Source organism: Bradyrhizobium sp. UFLA05-153 (assembly GCF_054185185.1).
Genome location: NZ_JBBIAM010000010.1, coordinates 89,873 through 106,739 on the forward strand (window position 1 = coordinate 89,873; position 16,867 = coordinate 106,739).

Annotated in this window: 11 protein-coding genes; 6 read left to right on the plus strand and 5 right to left on the minus strand. The window is 65.5% G+C overall.

The features are described 5' to 3' along the window. Nucleotides 1-21: 21 nt before the first annotated feature. Nucleotides 22-951 (plus strand): efflux RND transporter periplasmic adaptor subunit, encoded by a 930-nt coding sequence (locus Q2941_RS08845; RefSeq protein WP_027526366.1) that lies wholly within the window; start codon nucleotides 22-24, stop codon nucleotides 949-951. Continuing rightward, a complete protein-coding gene (locus Q2941_RS08850) occupies nucleotides 951-4,115 on the plus strand; it encodes an efflux RND transporter permease subunit (RefSeq protein ID WP_027526367.1) in 3,165 nt (1,054 codons plus the stop codon). Before Q2941_RS08845 ends, Q2941_RS08850 begins: the two co-directional genes overlap by 1 nt. 13 nt (nucleotides 4,116-4,128) lie before the next feature. Here the strand turns inward: Q2941_RS08850 and Q2941_RS08855 are convergent, their stop codons facing one another. After that, the gene (locus tag Q2941_RS08855) at nucleotides 4,129-4,803 is read right to left on the minus strand and encodes a Crp/Fnr family transcriptional regulator (RefSeq protein ID WP_458192228.1); all 675 of its coding nucleotides are present in this window, start codon (nucleotides 4,801-4,803) and stop codon (nucleotides 4,129-4,131) included. Nucleotides 4,804-5,043: 240 nt separating this feature from the next. On the opposite strand from Q2941_RS08855, the gene Q2941_RS08860 reads away from it, so the two are divergent. The 3 genes from Q2941_RS08860 to Q2941_RS08870 all read left to right on the plus strand — a co-directional run bounded on the left by Q2941_RS08860 (nucleotide 5,044) and on the right by Q2941_RS08870 (nucleotide 10,908). Continuing rightward, a complete protein-coding gene (locus Q2941_RS08860; protein WP_458192229.1) occupies nucleotides 5,044-7,077 on the plus strand; it encodes an AsmA family protein in 2,034 nt (677 codons plus the stop codon). A gap of 209 nt (nucleotides 7,078-7,286) precedes the next feature. After that, the gene (locus Q2941_RS08865; protein ID WP_458192230.1) at nucleotides 7,287-9,734 is read left to right on the plus strand and encodes an adenylate/guanylate cyclase domain-containing protein; all 2,448 of its coding nucleotides are present in this window, start codon (nucleotides 7,287-7,289) and stop codon (nucleotides 9,732-9,734) included. 307 nt (nucleotides 9,735-10,041) lie between these two features. Next, complete coding sequence (locus tag Q2941_RS08870; protein ID WP_458192231.1) at nucleotides 10,042-10,908, plus strand: hypothetical protein; 867 nt, start codon at nucleotides 10,042-10,044, stop codon at nucleotides 10,906-10,908. A gap of 31 nt (nucleotides 10,909-10,939) precedes the next feature. On the opposite strand, the gene Q2941_RS08875 is transcribed toward Q2941_RS08870, so the two are convergent. Further along, entirely contained in the window at nucleotides 10,940-12,196 is a 1,257-nt protein-coding gene (locus tag Q2941_RS08875; RefSeq protein WP_458192232.1) for a Spy/CpxP family protein refolding chaperone, read from the minus strand. 151 nt (nucleotides 12,197-12,347) lie between these two features. Continuing rightward, nucleotides 12,348-13,334, minus strand: coding sequence for a LysM peptidoglycan-binding domain-containing protein (locus Q2941_RS08880; RefSeq protein ID WP_027526373.1), 987 nt, complete (start codon nucleotides 13,332-13,334; stop codon nucleotides 12,348-12,350). Between the two features lie 293 nt (nucleotides 13,335-13,627). On the opposite strand from Q2941_RS08880, the gene Q2941_RS08885 reads away from it, so the two are divergent. Next, entirely contained in the window at nucleotides 13,628-13,984 is a 357-nt protein-coding gene (locus Q2941_RS08885) for a hypothetical protein (RefSeq protein WP_027526374.1), read from the plus strand. Nucleotides 13,985-14,154: 170 nt separating this feature from the next. Here Q2941_RS08885 and Q2941_RS08890 read toward each other — a convergent pair whose 3' ends face one another. Next, entirely contained in the window at nucleotides 14,155-15,096 is a 942-nt protein-coding gene (locus tag Q2941_RS08890) for a methyl-accepting chemotaxis protein (protein ID WP_458192233.1), read from the minus strand. Next, the gene (locus tag Q2941_RS08895) at nucleotides 15,050-16,246 is read right to left on the minus strand and encodes a hypothetical protein (protein ID WP_458192234.1); all 1,197 of its coding nucleotides are present in this window, start codon (nucleotides 16,244-16,246) and stop codon (nucleotides 15,050-15,052) included. Before Q2941_RS08895 ends, Q2941_RS08890 begins: the two co-directional genes overlap by 47 nt. Nucleotides 16,247-16,867 lie beyond the last annotated feature (621 nt).

The following is a 16,867-nucleotide window of genomic DNA, read 5'->3' on the forward strand; positions in this document are numbered from 1 at the left end:
GCCAGGCAGGATGATCCGGCGATGAACATCACCGAATATATCAAGCCTGCGGGAACCGCACTGTTCATCGTCGCGCTCGGCGTCGGTTATTACTGGTTCGAGAACCGCCATCGCCTGGAGGTAAAGGAAACACCCGGAGACGCCGTGGTGGTCGTGACGAAATCGACCAATGCCTGCTTCTCCGATCTGGTGCGCGTGACCGGCTTCTTCGTGCCGCGCCGCGAGGCCGTGGTGACCGCCGACCAGGAAGGATCGCGCGTCACCGACCTCTTCGTCGCCGAAGGTGCCACCGTCACCGAGAACCAGGAACTGGCGCGGCTGAGCCCGCCTCCGCAGATGCCGGGCCAGCCGGCGCGACCGGGACCGCAAGGACCGATCTCGCTCAAGGCGCCCGCAGCAGGCCTCGTCACCGAAGTCCGCACCGTCGTCGGCGCTCCGGCCTCGCCGCAGGCCGGCCCGATGTTCCGCATCGCCGTGGGCGGCGAGATCGAACTCGATGCGCAGGTGCCGGCCGTGCATATGCCAAAACTCAATCCCGGCGCGACGGTGCGGATCAGCCGGGACGATGCCCCCGACCTGATCGGGCGCGTCCGGCTGGTCTCGCCCGAGATCGACCGCGCCACGCAGCTCGGCCGCGTCCGGATCAGCGTTGCCAACAATCCGTCACTGAAGGTCGGCATGTTTGCCCGCGCCTCCATCGACGCCAAGCGCAGCTGCGGCGTTGCGGTTCCCAAGACTGCCATTGACCATCTTACCGTCCAGGTGGTCAAAGGAAACACGGTCGAGACGCGACGGGTGCGGGTCGGGCTGACGTCCGACACCGCAACCGAAATCCTGGAAGGTCTCGACGTCGGCGAAATCGTCGTGGCCGACGCCGGCTCTTCGCTCCATGACGGCGACCAGATCAAGACAGTCTTCGCCGATGAACTCGATCGATCGCGAGTACGCTGATGGCTCTCAATATCTCGGCATGGTCGATCCGCAATCCGCTGCCGTCGGTCGTCTTTTCCATCATCCTCCTGATCCTGGGCTGGGTGTCCTTCACCAAGCTCGCGGTGACGCGATTGCCTTCGGCCGACATCCCCGTGATCTCGGTCGCAGTGTCGCAGTTCGGTGCTGCGCCTGCGGAGCTTGAGTCGCAGGTCACCAAGACAGTTGAAGACGCAGTCTCCGGCGTCGAGGGCGTGCGGCACATCACTTCGCAGATCACCGACGGCCTGTCGGTGACCACGATCCAGTTCGCGCTCGAGACCAATACCGACCGCGCGCTGAACGACGTCAAGGACGCGGTGACGCGGGTGCGCTCCAACCTGCCGCAGAACGTCACCGAGCCCTTGATCCAGCGCGTCGACGTCATCGGCCTGCCGATCGTCACCTATGCCGCGATCTCGCCCGGCAAGACGCCGGAACAGCTCTCCTATTTCGTCGACGACGTGGTCAAGCGCGCGCTGCAGGGCGTGCGCGGCGTCGCCCAGGTCGAGCGCATCGGCGGTGTCGAGCGCGAGATTCTGGTCTCGCTCGATCCTGACCGGCTCCAGGCCATGGGCCTCACCGCCGTCAATGTCAGCCAGAGCCTGCGCGGCACCAATGTCGACGTCGCCGGCGGCCGCGCCGAGATCGGCAAGAACGACCAGGCGATCCGGACACTGGCCGGCGCCAAGACGCTGAGCGATCTGGCCGGCACCATGATCCCGCTGTTCGGTGGCGGCGAGGTCCGGCTCGACGATCTCGGCACTGTCACCGACACCATCGCCGATCGCCGCACCTTCGCCCGCTTCAACGGCGAGCCGGTGGTCGCCCTCGGCATCAAGCGCTCGAAGGGCGCCAGCGACGTGGTGGTCGCCGCCGCCGTGCAGAAGCGCATCGATGCGCTCAAGATCGCCTATCCCGACGTCGACCTGAAGCTGATCGACACCTCGGTCGAATACACCAAGGGCAACTACGAGGCCGCGATCTCGACCCTTTTCGAGGGCGCGATCCTTGCCGTCATCATCGTGCTGCTGTTCCTGCGCGACCTGCGTGCCACCATCATCGCCGCGATCTCGCTGCCGCTGTCGATCTTCCCGGCCTTCTGGGCGATGGACCTGCTCGGCTTCTCGCTCAACCTCGTCAGCTTCCTCGCCATCACGCTGTCGACCGGCATCTTGGTCGACGACGCCATCGTCGAAATCGAGAACATCGTGCGGCACATGAACATGGGCAAATCGCCCTATCGTGCCGCACTGGAAGCCGCCGACGAGATCGGGCTCGCGGTCATCGCGATCTCGCTGACGATCATCGCGATCTTTGCGCCCGCCAGCTTCATGTCCGGTATCGCCGGGCAGTTCTTCAAGCAGTTCGGCATCACCGTCTCGGTGCAGGTGTTCTTCTCGCTGCTCGCCGCGCGCTTCGTCACCCCGATGCTGGCGGCCTATTTCCTCAAGCATCACAATCACGAGGAGCCGCCACCCGGCCGCGTGCTGCGCACTTACCACAAGATCGTGGCGTGGTCGGTGAAGCACTATTTCATCACCGTGCTGATCGGCTTCGGCATCTTCGCCGCCTCGATCTGGAGCATCACGCTGTTGCCGCAGGGCTTCCTGCCGGCGCAGGACAGCGCACGATCGCTGCTCGCGATCGAGCTGCCGCCGGGCACCCAGCTCTCCTATACCGAAAAGGTAACCGAGGACATCGTCGCGCAGCTGCGCAAGCGGCCCGAGGTGAAGAGCGTGTTCGTCGACGGCGGCCGCGTCCCGCCGGGCACGCAGGAAGTCCGGCGCGCCTCCCTGATCATCAACTATACGCCGAAGCACGACCGCAAGATCACCCAGCGCGAGCTCGAGTTTTCGATCGGCCGGGAGCTGGAAAACATCCCGGACATCCGCTTCTGGTTCCTCGACGAGAACGGCCTGCGCGCAATCTCGCTGGTCGTCACCGGCGTCGACGCCAACATCGTCAACAACGTCGCGAGCGAGCTTGCGACGCAGATGAAGCGGATCCCGACCATCTCCGACGTGATCTCGGAAACCGCGCTCGAGCGGCCCGAGCTGCGCATCGAGCCCCGCGCCGAGCTTGCGGCTCGACTGGGCGTCTCGACCGAAATCCTGTCGCAGACCATCCGCGTCGCGACCATCGGCGACGTGGGACCTGCGCTCGCGAAGTTCGACGTCGGCGACCGTCTGGTGCCGATCCGCGTTCAGCTCGAGGACGCCGCGCGCGGCAATTTGAAAACCCTCGAACAGTTGCGGGTGCCGCTCGGCGAGCACGGCGAGAAGGGCGGCGTACCGCTCTCGGTCATCGCCGACGTCAAGCTCGACCAGGGTCCGACCACCATCAACCGCTACGACCGGGAACGCCAGGCGACCGTAGCCGCCGACCTCGTCGGCCACGCTGCGCTCGGCGATGCCACCAGGAAGATCTACGAGCTGCCGGTGATGAAGAGCCTGCCGAAGGGCGTGAGGGTCAGCCCGTCCGGCGACGCCGAAAGCCTGAACGAGCTGTCGGACGGTTTTGCCACTGCAATCACCGCCGGCCTGCTGATGGTCTATGCCGTGCTGGTGCTGTTGTTCGGCACCTTCCTCCAGCCGATCACCATCCTGTTCTCGCTGCCGCTCTCGATCGGCGGCGCGATCGCGGCACTGCTCGTGACCGGCAAGCAACTCACAACGCCGGTGTGGATCGGCATTTTGATGCTGATGGGCATCGTGACCAAGAACGCGATCATGCTGGTCGAGTTTGCGATCGAAGCAATCCGCGCAGGCAAGCCGCGTGACGAAGCCATGATCGACGCCGGCATGAAGCGCGCCCGCCCGATCGTGATGACCACGATCGCGATGGTCGCCGGCATGATGCCGAGCGCACTCGCGGTCGGCGCCGGCGGCGAGTTCCGCTCGCCGATGGCACTTGCGGTGATCGGCGGCCTGATCTTCTCGACCGTGCTGTCGCTGGTCTTCGTGCCCGCGATGTTCATGGTGATGGATGACATCGGCGCGCTGATCTGGCGCTTCGGCAAGCGGCTGATCGTGCACAGCGCCGATACCGACGCCGACGAGCACCATGGTGCGCCGACGGTTACGGCTGCACCTGCTGAAGCAACACCGGTGCCAAAGAGCATCGTGCACCCGGCGGCGGAGTAGGATTTACCTTCTCCTATTCATTCCTCGCAATCGACGTCAGCTTGGACATGTTCTTCAGCAGAATCCGACCGCGCTGCAGGTCCAGGATCGCTTCCTTGCGCCAGGCCTGGAGCTGACGGTTGACGCTTTCGCGGGCGGCGCCGACGAAGACGCCGAGCTGCTCCTGCGAGATATGCACCTCCGAACCGAAATCGGCCGCCAGTGCGCAAAGCCTGCGGGCAAGCCGCACCGGCAGGGGCTGGAGCATGGACTCTTCCATGCGCTCGCTCTGCCAGCGGATGCGCTGGCACAGCAGCGTGATGATCTTGATCGCGACCTTCGGCTCGCGTTCCAGGAAGGAGAGGAAGTCCTCGCGTCGCAGCACGAACAGCTCGCTGGCCTCGCCCGCGGTCGCATCCGCCGTGCGGTTCTGGCCGTCGAGCACGGCGACCTCGCCGAACAGGTCTCCCGGCCCCATGAAATTCAGCGTCAGCCGGCTGCCGTCGGAGGAGCCGGTTTCAATGCGGACCTGACCGCGGCGGACGCCGAACAGTGCATCGCCGGGGTCCCCCTTCTGGAACAGCACTTCGCCATTCGCCAGATGCTGGGTGTGGCAGAGATTGGACAAGCGCTGCAGTTCGTCTGCACCGAGGTCGACGAACATCGGATTCATTTTCAGAATGACCGCAAATTCGGCCTGTTTGCTCATTGCAATTTCCTTTGCAGGACCTTGGTAATCCCCCCTTGGCAATTCCCTTGGAACCATCAAACATCAGAGTCGCGGAAAACCCGCGGAGAGAAGTGTGTCATAAGTCACATAATTTTGCAGCACCCCTTGTTTATTTTTGGCCGCTTGGAGCGGTTTCCCCTCCCGGGATAAACTGACGGGCAACTGACGGGTGAGCGGGCCCGGCCGGGTTCGACGCCGCCAACCGTTTGGAAAGTCGACATGAGAGCAGTGAAATTCGCCGGCGCTGCGGTCGCCGCCCTCACCATCGTCATCGCGCTTCTGCTGGTGATCGGTGTCCCCTCCGGGTTCCTGACCTCGGCGATCACCTCGCGGGTGGAAAGCGCGACCGGCTACCGCCTGACGATCGCGGGCACCACGAAGGTCAGCCTGTGGCCGACACTGAACGTGACGCTGAGCGACCTCACGCTCCAGGATCCGAAGGACCGCACCGGCATCAGCCGCCTCACCATCGACAGCGTTCAGGCCGACATGTCGCTGGCGAGCGTGTGGTCGGGGCATCCGAGGATCTCCGATCTCCTCGTCACCCACCCCGTGCTCTACCAGCCGCTGCTGCGCGAGCGCATGCCGACGAGTGCTTCCGCACCGAAGCCGGCCGTGCCGCTTGACGCAGGCGGGTTCAGCATCAAGCACGTCACCATCACAGACGGCGAAGTGGCGTTTTCGGTCGCGCGTGACCGTGTCGAAAGCCGGCTCAGCGCGATCAACGCGGACGCGACCGTGAATGCCGATAGCAAGGTCAATTTCAAGGGCACGGCGCGGGCCGGCGATCACGACATCAAGTTTGACATCAAGGCAGTGGCGCCTGCGGCGCCGGTCGAGCGACAGACGATCCCGCTCGACTTCGCCATCGACGCGCCGAGCCTGCTGCAATCGCAGCTCAGCGGCCACGCCGAGGCGCGGCTGAACAACTCGGTCGTGATGATCAATAGCATCAACGGCACGCTCGGCGAGGGCGCTTTCAACGGTTGGGCCTCGGTCGACATCGCCAGCAAGCCGCTGGTCAAGCTCGATCTCGACTTCCAGCGGCTCGACATTCCCCTGTCGAAATCCGCCGACGGCGCCGCCGGTCAGCCCTGGAGCGACGCGCCGATCAGCGTCTCCGGACTCAACTATGTCGACGCGCAGATGCGGGTCTCGGCGACCGAGGCCAACATCGGCGAAGCGCGTTTCGCACCTCTCGCGCTCGATGCAAAGCTCGCGGGCGGCGTGCTGAAGGCCGGTACGGCCAATCTCGGCGCCTATGGCGGCCAGGTCTCCGGCGAGGTGATTTTGGATGCGACCAGCGGCGCGCCGAGCTTTGCCATGCATTCCGATCTGGTCGGCGTGCGCGCATTGCCGTTGCTCAAGGGGCTCGCCGATTTCGACCGGCTCGACGGCAAGCTGCAAGCGAAGATCGCGGTGCGCTCTGCAGGCACCAGCCAGCGCGCCCTGATGGCCAACATGCAGGGCACGGTGTTCGCCAATTTCCAGGACGGCGCCATACGCGGCATCAATGTCGCGCAGATGATCCGCTCGCTGACCACGTCCACACTGTCAGGCTGGCAGGACAGCCAGGAGCAGAGCACGGATCTGACGCAGCTCTCCGCCTCCTTCCGCATCGACAATGGGCAGGCGGTGACGACCGATCTCAATCTCGTCGGCCCGCTGGTGCGCGTGACCGGCGCCGGCACCATCGCGCTCGACACCAAGATGATGGGTTTTCGCGTCGAGCCGAAACTGGTGATGACCACCGAGGGCCAGGGCCGCACCTCCGATCCCGTCGGCTTCGGCATTCCCGTGATGATCGAGGGCCCCTGGTCGCAGCCAAAGATCTATCCGGACATGGCGGGCGTGCTCGACAATCCGGAGGCTGCCTACGCAAAGCTGCGCGAGATGGGCAAGGGCCTGTTCGGCCCCGATGGCGCCAGCCTCGGCAACATCCTGGGCAGTCTCGGTCTCGGCGGCACTGCACCAAACGGAAACAACGCCGGCAGCGCCAATCCGCAAGGACAGCCGTCGCAAAACAATCCGCTCGGCGGGTCGCTGGGCGAGGCGATCGGCAATCTGATCCAGCAGGGCCTGTCCGGCGGCGCCCCCGGAACCAGCACCGGCCGCAGCCGGAGCCTGCCGGGATCGCCCACCCAACCGGCACCGCAAGCCTCGCCCGCTCCGCCGGCCCAGGACAACCCGTCCGCCGAGCAGCAAAATAGCCAGCCGATGAATGACGTGCTGCGCCAGCTGTTTAACCGGTGATTTTTGCGGCGGCGCGTGTCCCTCGAATAGTCTTTTCCGGGCTACCCTCCCTGGAGAGGGAACCGAAAGGGCTGGGTTTGCAGCGACAATTAATCTCCTGTTCGGCCAGCGCCTTAGCCCATATCCGGCAAGCCTGGGCGGTTGTGCAGGCGGAACTGTGCTAGAACGGCGGGCAGCCCCTGCATCGGCCGTGGCGCGTGAGGATCTGGATGGCGGGAGCGAGAGACAAGACCTGGTTTTTCCGCGAGGGCCTGTTCGCCAAATATGTCGTCTCCCTCGTCGGCCTCGTCGTGTTCGTGCTCGCGGTCAACGGCGCGATGGAGACCTGGATCTCTTATCGCGCCACCAGGACAAGTCTGACCGATGGCCTCGAGGAGAAAGCGCAAGCCGTCTCCAAGCGTATCGAGCAATCGATGTCCGATCTCGAGCGCCAGATCAGCTGGGTGACGCGCGCCTCGCAGGACACCATCGAGAAGCGCCGCGCCGACTATGTCCAGCTCCTGAACCAGGTCTCGGCCGTAAGCCGGCTCACCCAGCTCGACGGCGAGGGCAAGGTGGTGCAGCGCGTCTCGCGCGCCGCGGTCTCCAGCGGCAGCAGCACGGACTACGCGCGCGACACGCGCTTCACCGACGCCGTCGCCCGCGGCACCAGTTACACGCCAGCTCATTTCGTCGACCAGGAGCCGTTCATTTCGATCTCGGTCGCGCATTCCGGCTTCAAGCCCGGCGTCACGCTGGCCGAGGTCGACCTCGGCTTCCTCGCCGACTTCCTGTCCGACGCCCAGGTCGGGAAGGTTGCGTTTGCCTATGTGGTCGACCCGCATGGCAGAGTGCTGGCAGCGTCGTCGAAGGGGCCGGAAGTCGCCGCCGATCTTTCGAAGCTGCCGCAGGTCGCAGCCGCGATCGCCTCCGACCGCGACGGCGCGTCCTCCGGCGCCGACTTCAACGGCCATGCGGTGCTGACGGCCACAAGCGAGGTGCCAAAGCTCGGCTGGACGGTGCTGTTCGAGCAGCCGACTGCGCAGGCGCTGACGCCGATCCGCGACCAGCTGGTGCGGGTCGGACTCCTGATCGGTATGGGCCTGCTGGTCGCGATCCTCGCCGGCACGCTTCTGGCGCGTCGCATGCTGATCCCAATCACCGCGCTCAGCGCCGGCGCGCACCGGCTCGGCGAGGGCGATTTCAGCCACCGCATCGACGTGCGCACCTCCGATGAGCTGGAGGGACTGGCAAATCAGTTCAACAGCATGGCGAACCAGCTCCAGGAGACCTATTCGAGCCTGGAGACCAAGGTCGAAGCGCGCACGCGTGACCTCGCGCAGTCCATCAACGAGCTTAAGGTCCTCGAAGAAGTCGGCCGCGCCGTCGCCTCCTCGCTCGATCTCGATGCTGTCTTGCCGACGATTGCCGCCCGCGCGCTCGAGATCAGCCAGGCCGACGCAGTCTTGATCTACGGTTACGATGCCGACAAGCACCAGTTCAACCTGGTCGAGGCCAACGGCATCGACAAGTCGGCCGAAGGCGCGCACATCACCATCGACGAGGGCGCGAGCCCGCTCGGCGAAGCCGCGCGGAGCGGCGAGCCGATCGCGCTTCCCGATCTCGATGAGGCGACCAGGCAGCCATTGCGCGACGTCGCCCTCAACGCCGGCTTCCATTCCGTGCTCGTGGTGCCCCTGGTCGACCAGCAGGGCACGCTCGGCTCGCTGGTGGTGCTGCGCCGGGCGAGCGGCGAGTTCGCAAGCAGCCTCACCGGATTGATGCGCACCTTCGCGCATCAGGCGGTGCTGGCGATGCGCAATGCGCGCCTGTTCACCGAGGTCGACCACAAGGGCCGCGAGCTTGCGGCCGCTCATGAGACCGTGCAGCAGCAGGCGGCAAAGTTGCAGGAGCAGACCGAGCAGCTCCGCAACTGGAACCGCTCGCTGGAAGAGCGCGTCGAGAAGCAGCTCGGGGAGATCGGACGCATCAAGCGCCTCGAGCGCTTCCTCGCCCCGCAGGTCGCGCAGCTCATCGCCTCCTCCGACGGCCACGATGCGCTGCTCGACAGCCACCGCCGCGAGGTCACCGTCGTGTTCTGCGACCTGCGCGGCTTCACCTCGTTCACCGAGGCGACCGAGCCGGAAGAGGCAATGAACGTGCTGCGCGAATATCACGCAGCGCTCGGCGAATTGATCCACCGCTACGAGGGCACGCTCGACCGCTTTGCCGGCGACGGCGTGATGATCCTGTTCAATGCGCCGATCCAATTTGCCGACCATACCAAGCGCGCGGTGAAGATGGCCGTCGAGATGCGCGATACGATCGGCAAGCTGACCGAGAAGTGGAAGAACCGCGGCCATTCGCTCGGCTTCGGCGTCGGCGTCGCGCTCGGCTATGCCACGCTCGGCCAGATCGGCTTCGAGCAGCGCCTGGAATATGCCGCGATCGGCAGCGTCACCAATCTCGCCTCGCGGCTATGCGACGAGGCCACGGCCGGCCAGGTCGTGGTGGCGCGGCGCGTTTATGGCATCGTCGAGCCCTGGGTTGAAGCCCGCCCGCTCGACGATCTCCAGCTCAAGGGCTTCAATCATCCCGTGCTCGCAATGGAGATCTTGAGCTGGCGCGAGGAAGTCGACAACGTCGTGGATGCATCGGCGGCGCGGCGCAGGATGTGAGCTATTGCGGCTCCTTCAGCCGTGAGGAGCGCAAGGACATGCCCCAGCGTCGTCCTGGCGAAAGCCAGGACCCATACCGCGGAATCTATCAATCGCGGATGGTCGTAGTACCGAACGAATAGTCTTCGCCAAATTTCTCCCTGTGGTTATGGGTCCTGGCTTTCGCCAGGACGACGGCTGAGATCGGTGCACCACCTTCCGCAGTGGCACTATGAGATTTCCGCCACCCCTCCCACGAACCACATCCCTCCTTCTCACGACTAACCATCGCCTCAGCGACGAGGCTCAAGTTTGCATGGAGACGACCGTGACGTTTGCCCCGCCTTCGCGCGCGTATGATTTGCAGATGCTGGATCGTCCCGTCGACCGGCAGAGCGATAGCGGCTGGGTGTTCGGCCTGCCGCCGGGCATCACGAGCGAACAATGGCCGCTCGATCCCGTCTCCGGCTATCCGCTGATGCACGGCTTCACCATGCCGTTGCCGCCGGACTATCGCGTGCATGGCGAGGACATCGTCGCGGTGTCGTTCTTTGCCACAAGCCCTGAACACAATGACGGCGGCGCTGTTGATGATGCTCCAATCCGCGAGGCGGTGATGGCGCGGCCCGCGCATCCGCGGCTTTCACGCATGACCGACATCCTCGATTACGAATATGCCGCGCTGCTGCTGACGGCGCGCGAATATGCCGGCGCCTTCGCGGCTCCGCCCGTGCCGCTTGCGCTCGCGACCGCGGAACCGCCGCGCTGGCTCGATGTCGGCGGCGCGAGCGCCTTTCACGAATCCGCGCCGGCTTACGCCAAGAAGATGCTGGCGAGCACTCCCCGTGCCGATCTCGCCGAGAACCGCGCGATCGCGCTGACGCCGCGCTCAAGCGATCCCAACGCCGCCAAGAGCCCGCAGGACAAGCATGTCAAACACGGACCGCCGACCGGCTATCAGCCCTATTACTACTATGCGGGCGGCGTTGTGAGCCGCGACAATTTCCGCCTGCACGATTGGAGCAGGGACCACGCGCCGAACCATCTCGGCGGCACCATGCGGCCTTGCCAGGCGGTGCCGGAGATGAGCCCGTTCTACGTCGAGTTCGAGGAATATTTCGGCGGCTACAATTTCGGCGGCGGCAATGCGCAGCTCGATTTCAAGGAGATGAAGTTCGACTGGGCGTGCGGTTAGCGCGCAGGCACCGCACACCGCTCTTCGCCGCTCACACGCCCCGCTTCAGCCCCATCGCCTCGAACTGCGCCTTCTGCTCGTCGGTGAGGCCCCACTCGAAATCGTCGAGCGCATCGCCGACGCTCTTCACCGCCTCGAGCATGCTATCCAACCGCGCTTTCACGGCCTGGAGGCGGGCTTGCGGGGTGCGCAGGTTCTGCGGCGGACAGGGGAGCAAGGCTTCCATGGTGCCCATCGTGGTGTCTTGCAGCACCTCCAGTGCGGCGCGCTTGGTGTCGTCGAGGCGAAGAGCGGTCGCGATGTCGTCCGCCGGCCATTGCTGCTTGACGAGCTGCTCGTACTGGCGCTGGGCCTGCTCATCGCTCTGCGGCTCAGCGGGCGCCTTGCAGGCTGCGGCCTGCATCTCCTTGCGCTTGGTCTCGGCAGCATTCGCGCGACTGTCCTTGCCGAGCGCGTTGAGGCGCGACTTCTGCTCGTCGTCGAGCAGGCCGTAGAATTTTGCAAGCCGCGGCGCGACCGCATCCACCGCGTTGATCATCGCCTCGAGGCGACGCTGCATCAGCGCGAAGCGATCGAGCGCATTGGCGGCCGCCTCGGTCGGGCAGGAGCCGCGGATGGTCGCACCCGCAGCGCCCCAGGCGCTGACGAGCTCGTCGAGGCCGGCGCGCTGAACTTCGTTCGGCTGCACCGTGCGCAGGATCGCATCGATCGGAAGGCCTACGGCATCACCGGTGTCGCAGAGCTGTTGGAGCTCGGGGACCCTGCGGTGACGGCGGCCGGGCGCCGTATAGGCGGCGAGCTCGGTCTGGGCATAGGGCGCGAAGATCGCGGCATAGATATCGCCATAGCCATAGGCCCACAGTGCGGTGCCATCGCCGCGCATGGTGAAGTCGGTGATGTCGTCATCGGCGAACGGCCAGAACAGCGGGCCGACCCAGCCATAGGTGCCGTCGGCGTGCTGCCACCAGCCCTGCTCGGCGCGGCCGCCGCGCCAGCCGGCGAGCGCCGCAACCGCCGTGAGCTGGGCCCGAACGGTCGGGCGCACGGCGTCCGCGGCAGAGCGGAGATCCTGCGGGCGCAGCGCGGCCATCCGGACACGGCCGTGCCGCGAGGCCATGCGCATGTGGCGGATGCCGGCAACGCCGAGCATCCGGCCCATCGCGAAGCGCGCGACGCCGAGAGGACCGCCGATCCGCAGGCCGAAGCCGGCCTCGGCCACGTCAGGCAGCATCGCAAGAGTGACCAGCGCGATTCCGGCGGCCGCAATTCCTAGGCGGGATTTCGACATGATGGTCACCTTGGCTCCCTCGTCCGCGCCAAGTCCCTGCGTCAAGTCCCTGCGTCAAGCCGCATCTCGTCACAACGTCAATGACGCGCGGTGGAACAGAAAGTTCCCGCGCTCAGGTCACCCACCCTGCAATTTGCGGGATCGAGAACCCTCACCTTGCCTTGCGCGGCAAGACGAATGTCTGGCCGGGATAGATCCGGTCGGGGTTGTGGATCTTGTCGCGATTGGCGTTGTAGATCAGGGCGTAGCTGAGGCCGTCGCCGTAGGCGCGGCGGCTGATCTGCCAGAGGCTGTCGCCCCGGATGACGATGCGGCTCGAGGTAATCGAACCCGTCGACTCCCCCTTCGAGCGCAACGGACCCTTCTCGACGGGCGGTGCGGTGGCGAGCGCCAAAACGGATTGTGCGGTGCTCGGCGGCGCGGCCGAGCTGTCATCCTTGGCAGACGTTTCCTTGGACGATTCCTTGGAAGTTTCTTTGGCGGGCGTTTCTTTCGCAACCTTGGCGACATCGGTTCGCGCTTGTGCAGCGCGCGGCGGCTGGGCCATGGCGTTCAGCGTCACGGGGACGTCGGTTCTCGATTTCGAAACGCTCCCGTCCGGCGCCGTCGATTGCAGGCTGAGCTTGTAACTGCCCGGCGGCAACTTTGGCGGCGTCATCACGAAGAGGCCGGATGCGTCGGCGACCGCGGAAGCATGGCTCTCGCCATCGCGTAGCAGTTCGACGCGTGCGCCCGGCGCGGCGCGGCCGGCAATCACCGCCTCGCCGTCCTCATCGACGCGGGCGACATCGAAACGCGGCCCGGTCTCCTCGCTAGCGGCCGGCGACGGAGCCGTTGGCGTCGGCAGATCGGCAAGCGCGGTCTGGGCTTTGCCGAGGGCAGTGGCGACGTCATTGCTGGGCGCCGCTGACGGTGCGACGGACGGCGCGCCCGGCGGCAGGAATGTGGGCGGCGCGGCGAGCGCCGTCCCGGCTTCCGGCTTGGATTCGACCTTGGCCTTGCCGTCGGCGACCTTGACCTCGGGCCCGCCGCGCAACGCCTGCCACAGCCCGCCAGTGCCGACGACGATCGCGGCACCGCCGGCCGCAACCAGCAGGAGCGAGCAAACGGCAACTGTCGCCTTCGATGCGATCACCATGAATCCCAACGCCCCTTACAGCCCTTCACGACAAATCACGCCCGCAAACTGCGCTCAATTCGCGCGCGCATCAAGCTGGCAATTCGATCATCCGCAATCGGTCACAGCTTCTGACCGATAGGGCCGCAATGGTACGCGTTCCCAAATAGGATCAAACCTTCAACCCGCGGGTTGTCGCAATCGCTGATGGCGGAACAATCCGGCCGGTGGGTGTCAGCGGAAACTGCATCACGTGCGCACCGGGCCTTCGGGGCCGGACGGTTTTTTGCGTGCGAAACTCAAGAGGCGAAAGGATGTCTGTCGGCTATCGATTACTCCCTCTCGTTGCGGCGCTTGCTCTGATCTGCGCCCCCGCACAAGGCCGCGACGACGGCCGGTTTGCGAATTCCCCCCTCAAAGGCTGGTTCGAAAGCCTGCACAGCAAAGGCGGCGGACCGTGCTGCGCGGATGCCGACGGCACCGCGGTAGCCGATGCCGACTGGGACACGAGGGACGGCCATTACCGCGTTCGTCTTGAGGGTATGTGGGTCGAGGTGCCCGACGACACCGTCATCACCGAGCCGAACCGCGCCGGTCGCACCATGGTCTGGCCGTACTACGTCAACGGCCGCACGCTGATCCGCTGCTTCATGCCTGGCAGCATGACGTGAGGAGTTGGGACTCTCGTGTCCCGGTTCAGCAGCGCAGCGTGCAACGATGCGCTGCTGAACCGGGACCTAGCGTTGCAGTTCGGTGTGGGCCCAGGATCAGCAACCCATCACGCCGCGAAGGGCGGCGCGCTGCGCAGCATCCGGGGCACAGAGAGCGGAGCGGAGTCGAGCTACGCCGCCCTGAGATCTTCGACGAAGCGGTCGACCTCGCGCTTCAGATCGTCCGACAGGCGCGACAGCATCTTGGCGGAATCGAGCACCTCGCCGGCGGCCGCACCCGTCTGGCCGGCAGCCTGCGAGACGCCGGAGATGTGACGTGAAACCTCCGTGGTGCCCTGGGAGGCCTGCTGCACGTTGCGGGCGATCTTACGTGTGGCGGCGCCCTGCTCCTCGACGGCAGCGGCGATCGCGGCCGCGATCTCGTTGACGCGCTGGATGGTGGTGCCGATCGACTGGATCGCGGTCACGGACGAGCGCGTCGCGCCCTGGATAGCGGCAACCTGGCCGGTGATCTCCTCGGTCGCCTTCGCGGTTTGCGTGGCGAGATTCTTCACCTCGGCTGCGACCACGGCAAAGCCGCGGCCCGCTTCGCCGGCGCGCGCGGCCTCGATGGTGGCGTTGAGCGCCAGCAGGTTGGTCTGTTCGGCAATGCCCGTGATCAGTTCGACGACATCGCCGATGCGTTGGGCGGCGTCCGCGAGCGCCTGCACCTCGCCATTGGTGCGATCGGCTTCCGCCGCAGCAGCCCCGGCAATGCTCGAGGATTCCGCAACCTGGCGGCTGATCTCGGCGATCGAGGCCGACAGCTCTTCCGTGGCGGCGGCAACCGTCTGCACATTGGACGACGCGTCGCCCGACAGGGACGCAACGGAGGCCGCTTTCGACGAGCCCTGCTCGGCGGTCGACGACATCGACTGCGCGGTGGCGTTCAGCTCGCCGGACGCCGAGGCGAGCGTATGCAGCGATTCCGTCACGGTCTTCTCGAACTCTCCGATCAGCCGCTCGACGGCAAGCTGGCGCCGCTCCTTCCGGCCCTGCTCGGCCGCCTGCTCCTCGGCGAGGCGATCACCCGTGATCATGTTCTCCCTGAAGACGGACACCGCACGCGACATCTCGCCGATCTCGTCGCCACGCTCGATGCCGGCGAGCTCGATCGCATAGTCGCGCTCGGCAAGCGAACGAGGTCAATTTCCGGATCGGGACGCTGACGCGGCGGTTGACGAGGATGAAGCCGAACACGGTGATGGCGAGCGCGACCAGCATCATCGCGCCGTTGAACACCAGGCTCCACTTCGCCGAGGCCATCTGCTGCCCGGCACGCGCGACCATCTCGGCAAGCGCGACCTGACCAGCCTCGACGCTGGAGTTGAGGATGGCGGTGTTGAGCTTGGAGAGATCCTCGATCTTGATGTCGATCGTCTGGTTGTTGCTCAGCGCCTTGATGAAACCCTGCTGGCGCTCGACCATGGCCGCGGCTTCGCCCTGCTTCGAGCGCGCGACCACATCGGTGAGGCTGGCGGGCGCGTCAGCGCGGCCGGCTGCATCCAGCACCTGGCTCCAGGCCTGCTTGGCACGGCCGGTATCCTCGGCGGCGCCGACCATGTCGGCGGCGCTCCAGGGTTTTGCGCTGGCCGCCGCGGCTTCCAGGCGGATCGCGACCAGGCCGCCGAAATTGCGCGCCGCCCAGGCCGACTGCTTCACCCCCAGGAGGTGATCGACCACGGGATCGCCGAGCTTCAGCGCATTCTCGAGCTCGCCCGTCAACGCCAGAATGCCGTCGAGATAATCCTGGGCGGTCTTGCGGAAATCGTCGGCGACCTTGGCGTCACGACTGGATTTCGGCTGGTGGATGGCAGCTTCCGCCTTGGGCCGAAGTGGCACGAGTGTGTCATGGATCGCGACCAGCCTGCTCAGGGCACTGGCGAGACGGGAATCGGTCACGCCCTCGAGACGCTCGAGCACGCTCTTATAGGCGGCTTCCGACAATTGCCGGTTGGTGGCGATGCGATTGTCGGCATTGGCGTTGGCCGGCCCCTCCGCGAGCAGCGCCGACAGGAAGGTGCCACGCTCCAGGCGAAAGCCGAGCAGGGTCGCAAACAGCTGCTGGTCGGTGCCGGCATAACGATCGAGCTTCTGCGCCGCGGCGTTGCGCTCGACGGCGCCATAGAGCCCGGTCGCGAGCTGGGCGATCAGAAACAGGCCGAGGATGCCGATGATGGCGCCGAGAACCGAACGTATGGAGGGATTGCCGAACAATTTCATTGCGGGGCCGCATCCTCTAAAAAAGATGCAGAAAATTACCGTCGCGCTCCTAAGATTTGGTTCACCTCGATACCGGCAAAGGCCGTCGCATCGGATGAAGGCGCGCGGAAGGGCAAACTCCGCAGAACTACGGAGGACACGCCCCGGACCCAGGGCGGACCTTCAGGAGCGTTCGGCCCCGCGCACTTCCGCGAACTCGGCATCGGGATGCGCGACGATGGTCGCGAACATGATGCCGCTGATGATGATCGACCAGGCGGTGTCCCAATAAATCCAAAACACGTCAGCCTCCGCAAAAGCCTCCCGCCGCAAGCAGCAATTCTAGAACAGCCGGGCGACGATGCCGTTCCTCTTCTGCTGCGGCGTGTCGGCGCACCCAAGAACCAATTCTTGCACCAATTCTTGCACCAACTCTTCGACCAGCATCTTGGAGCCAATATCTTGCCGAACTGTCACTTGTTGGTCGGCGGCGGCCTCCGGTCGGTTTGATCGGTGCGATGCTTTGCCACCACGTCTTCATCGCGCCGGCTGGTTTTTGGGCGTGGCGGAAATTTAGGCTGGCCGGCTTTGCGGCGCCCAATCGATACAATTTCGACATCGATCGATCCAAACTGGATTTTG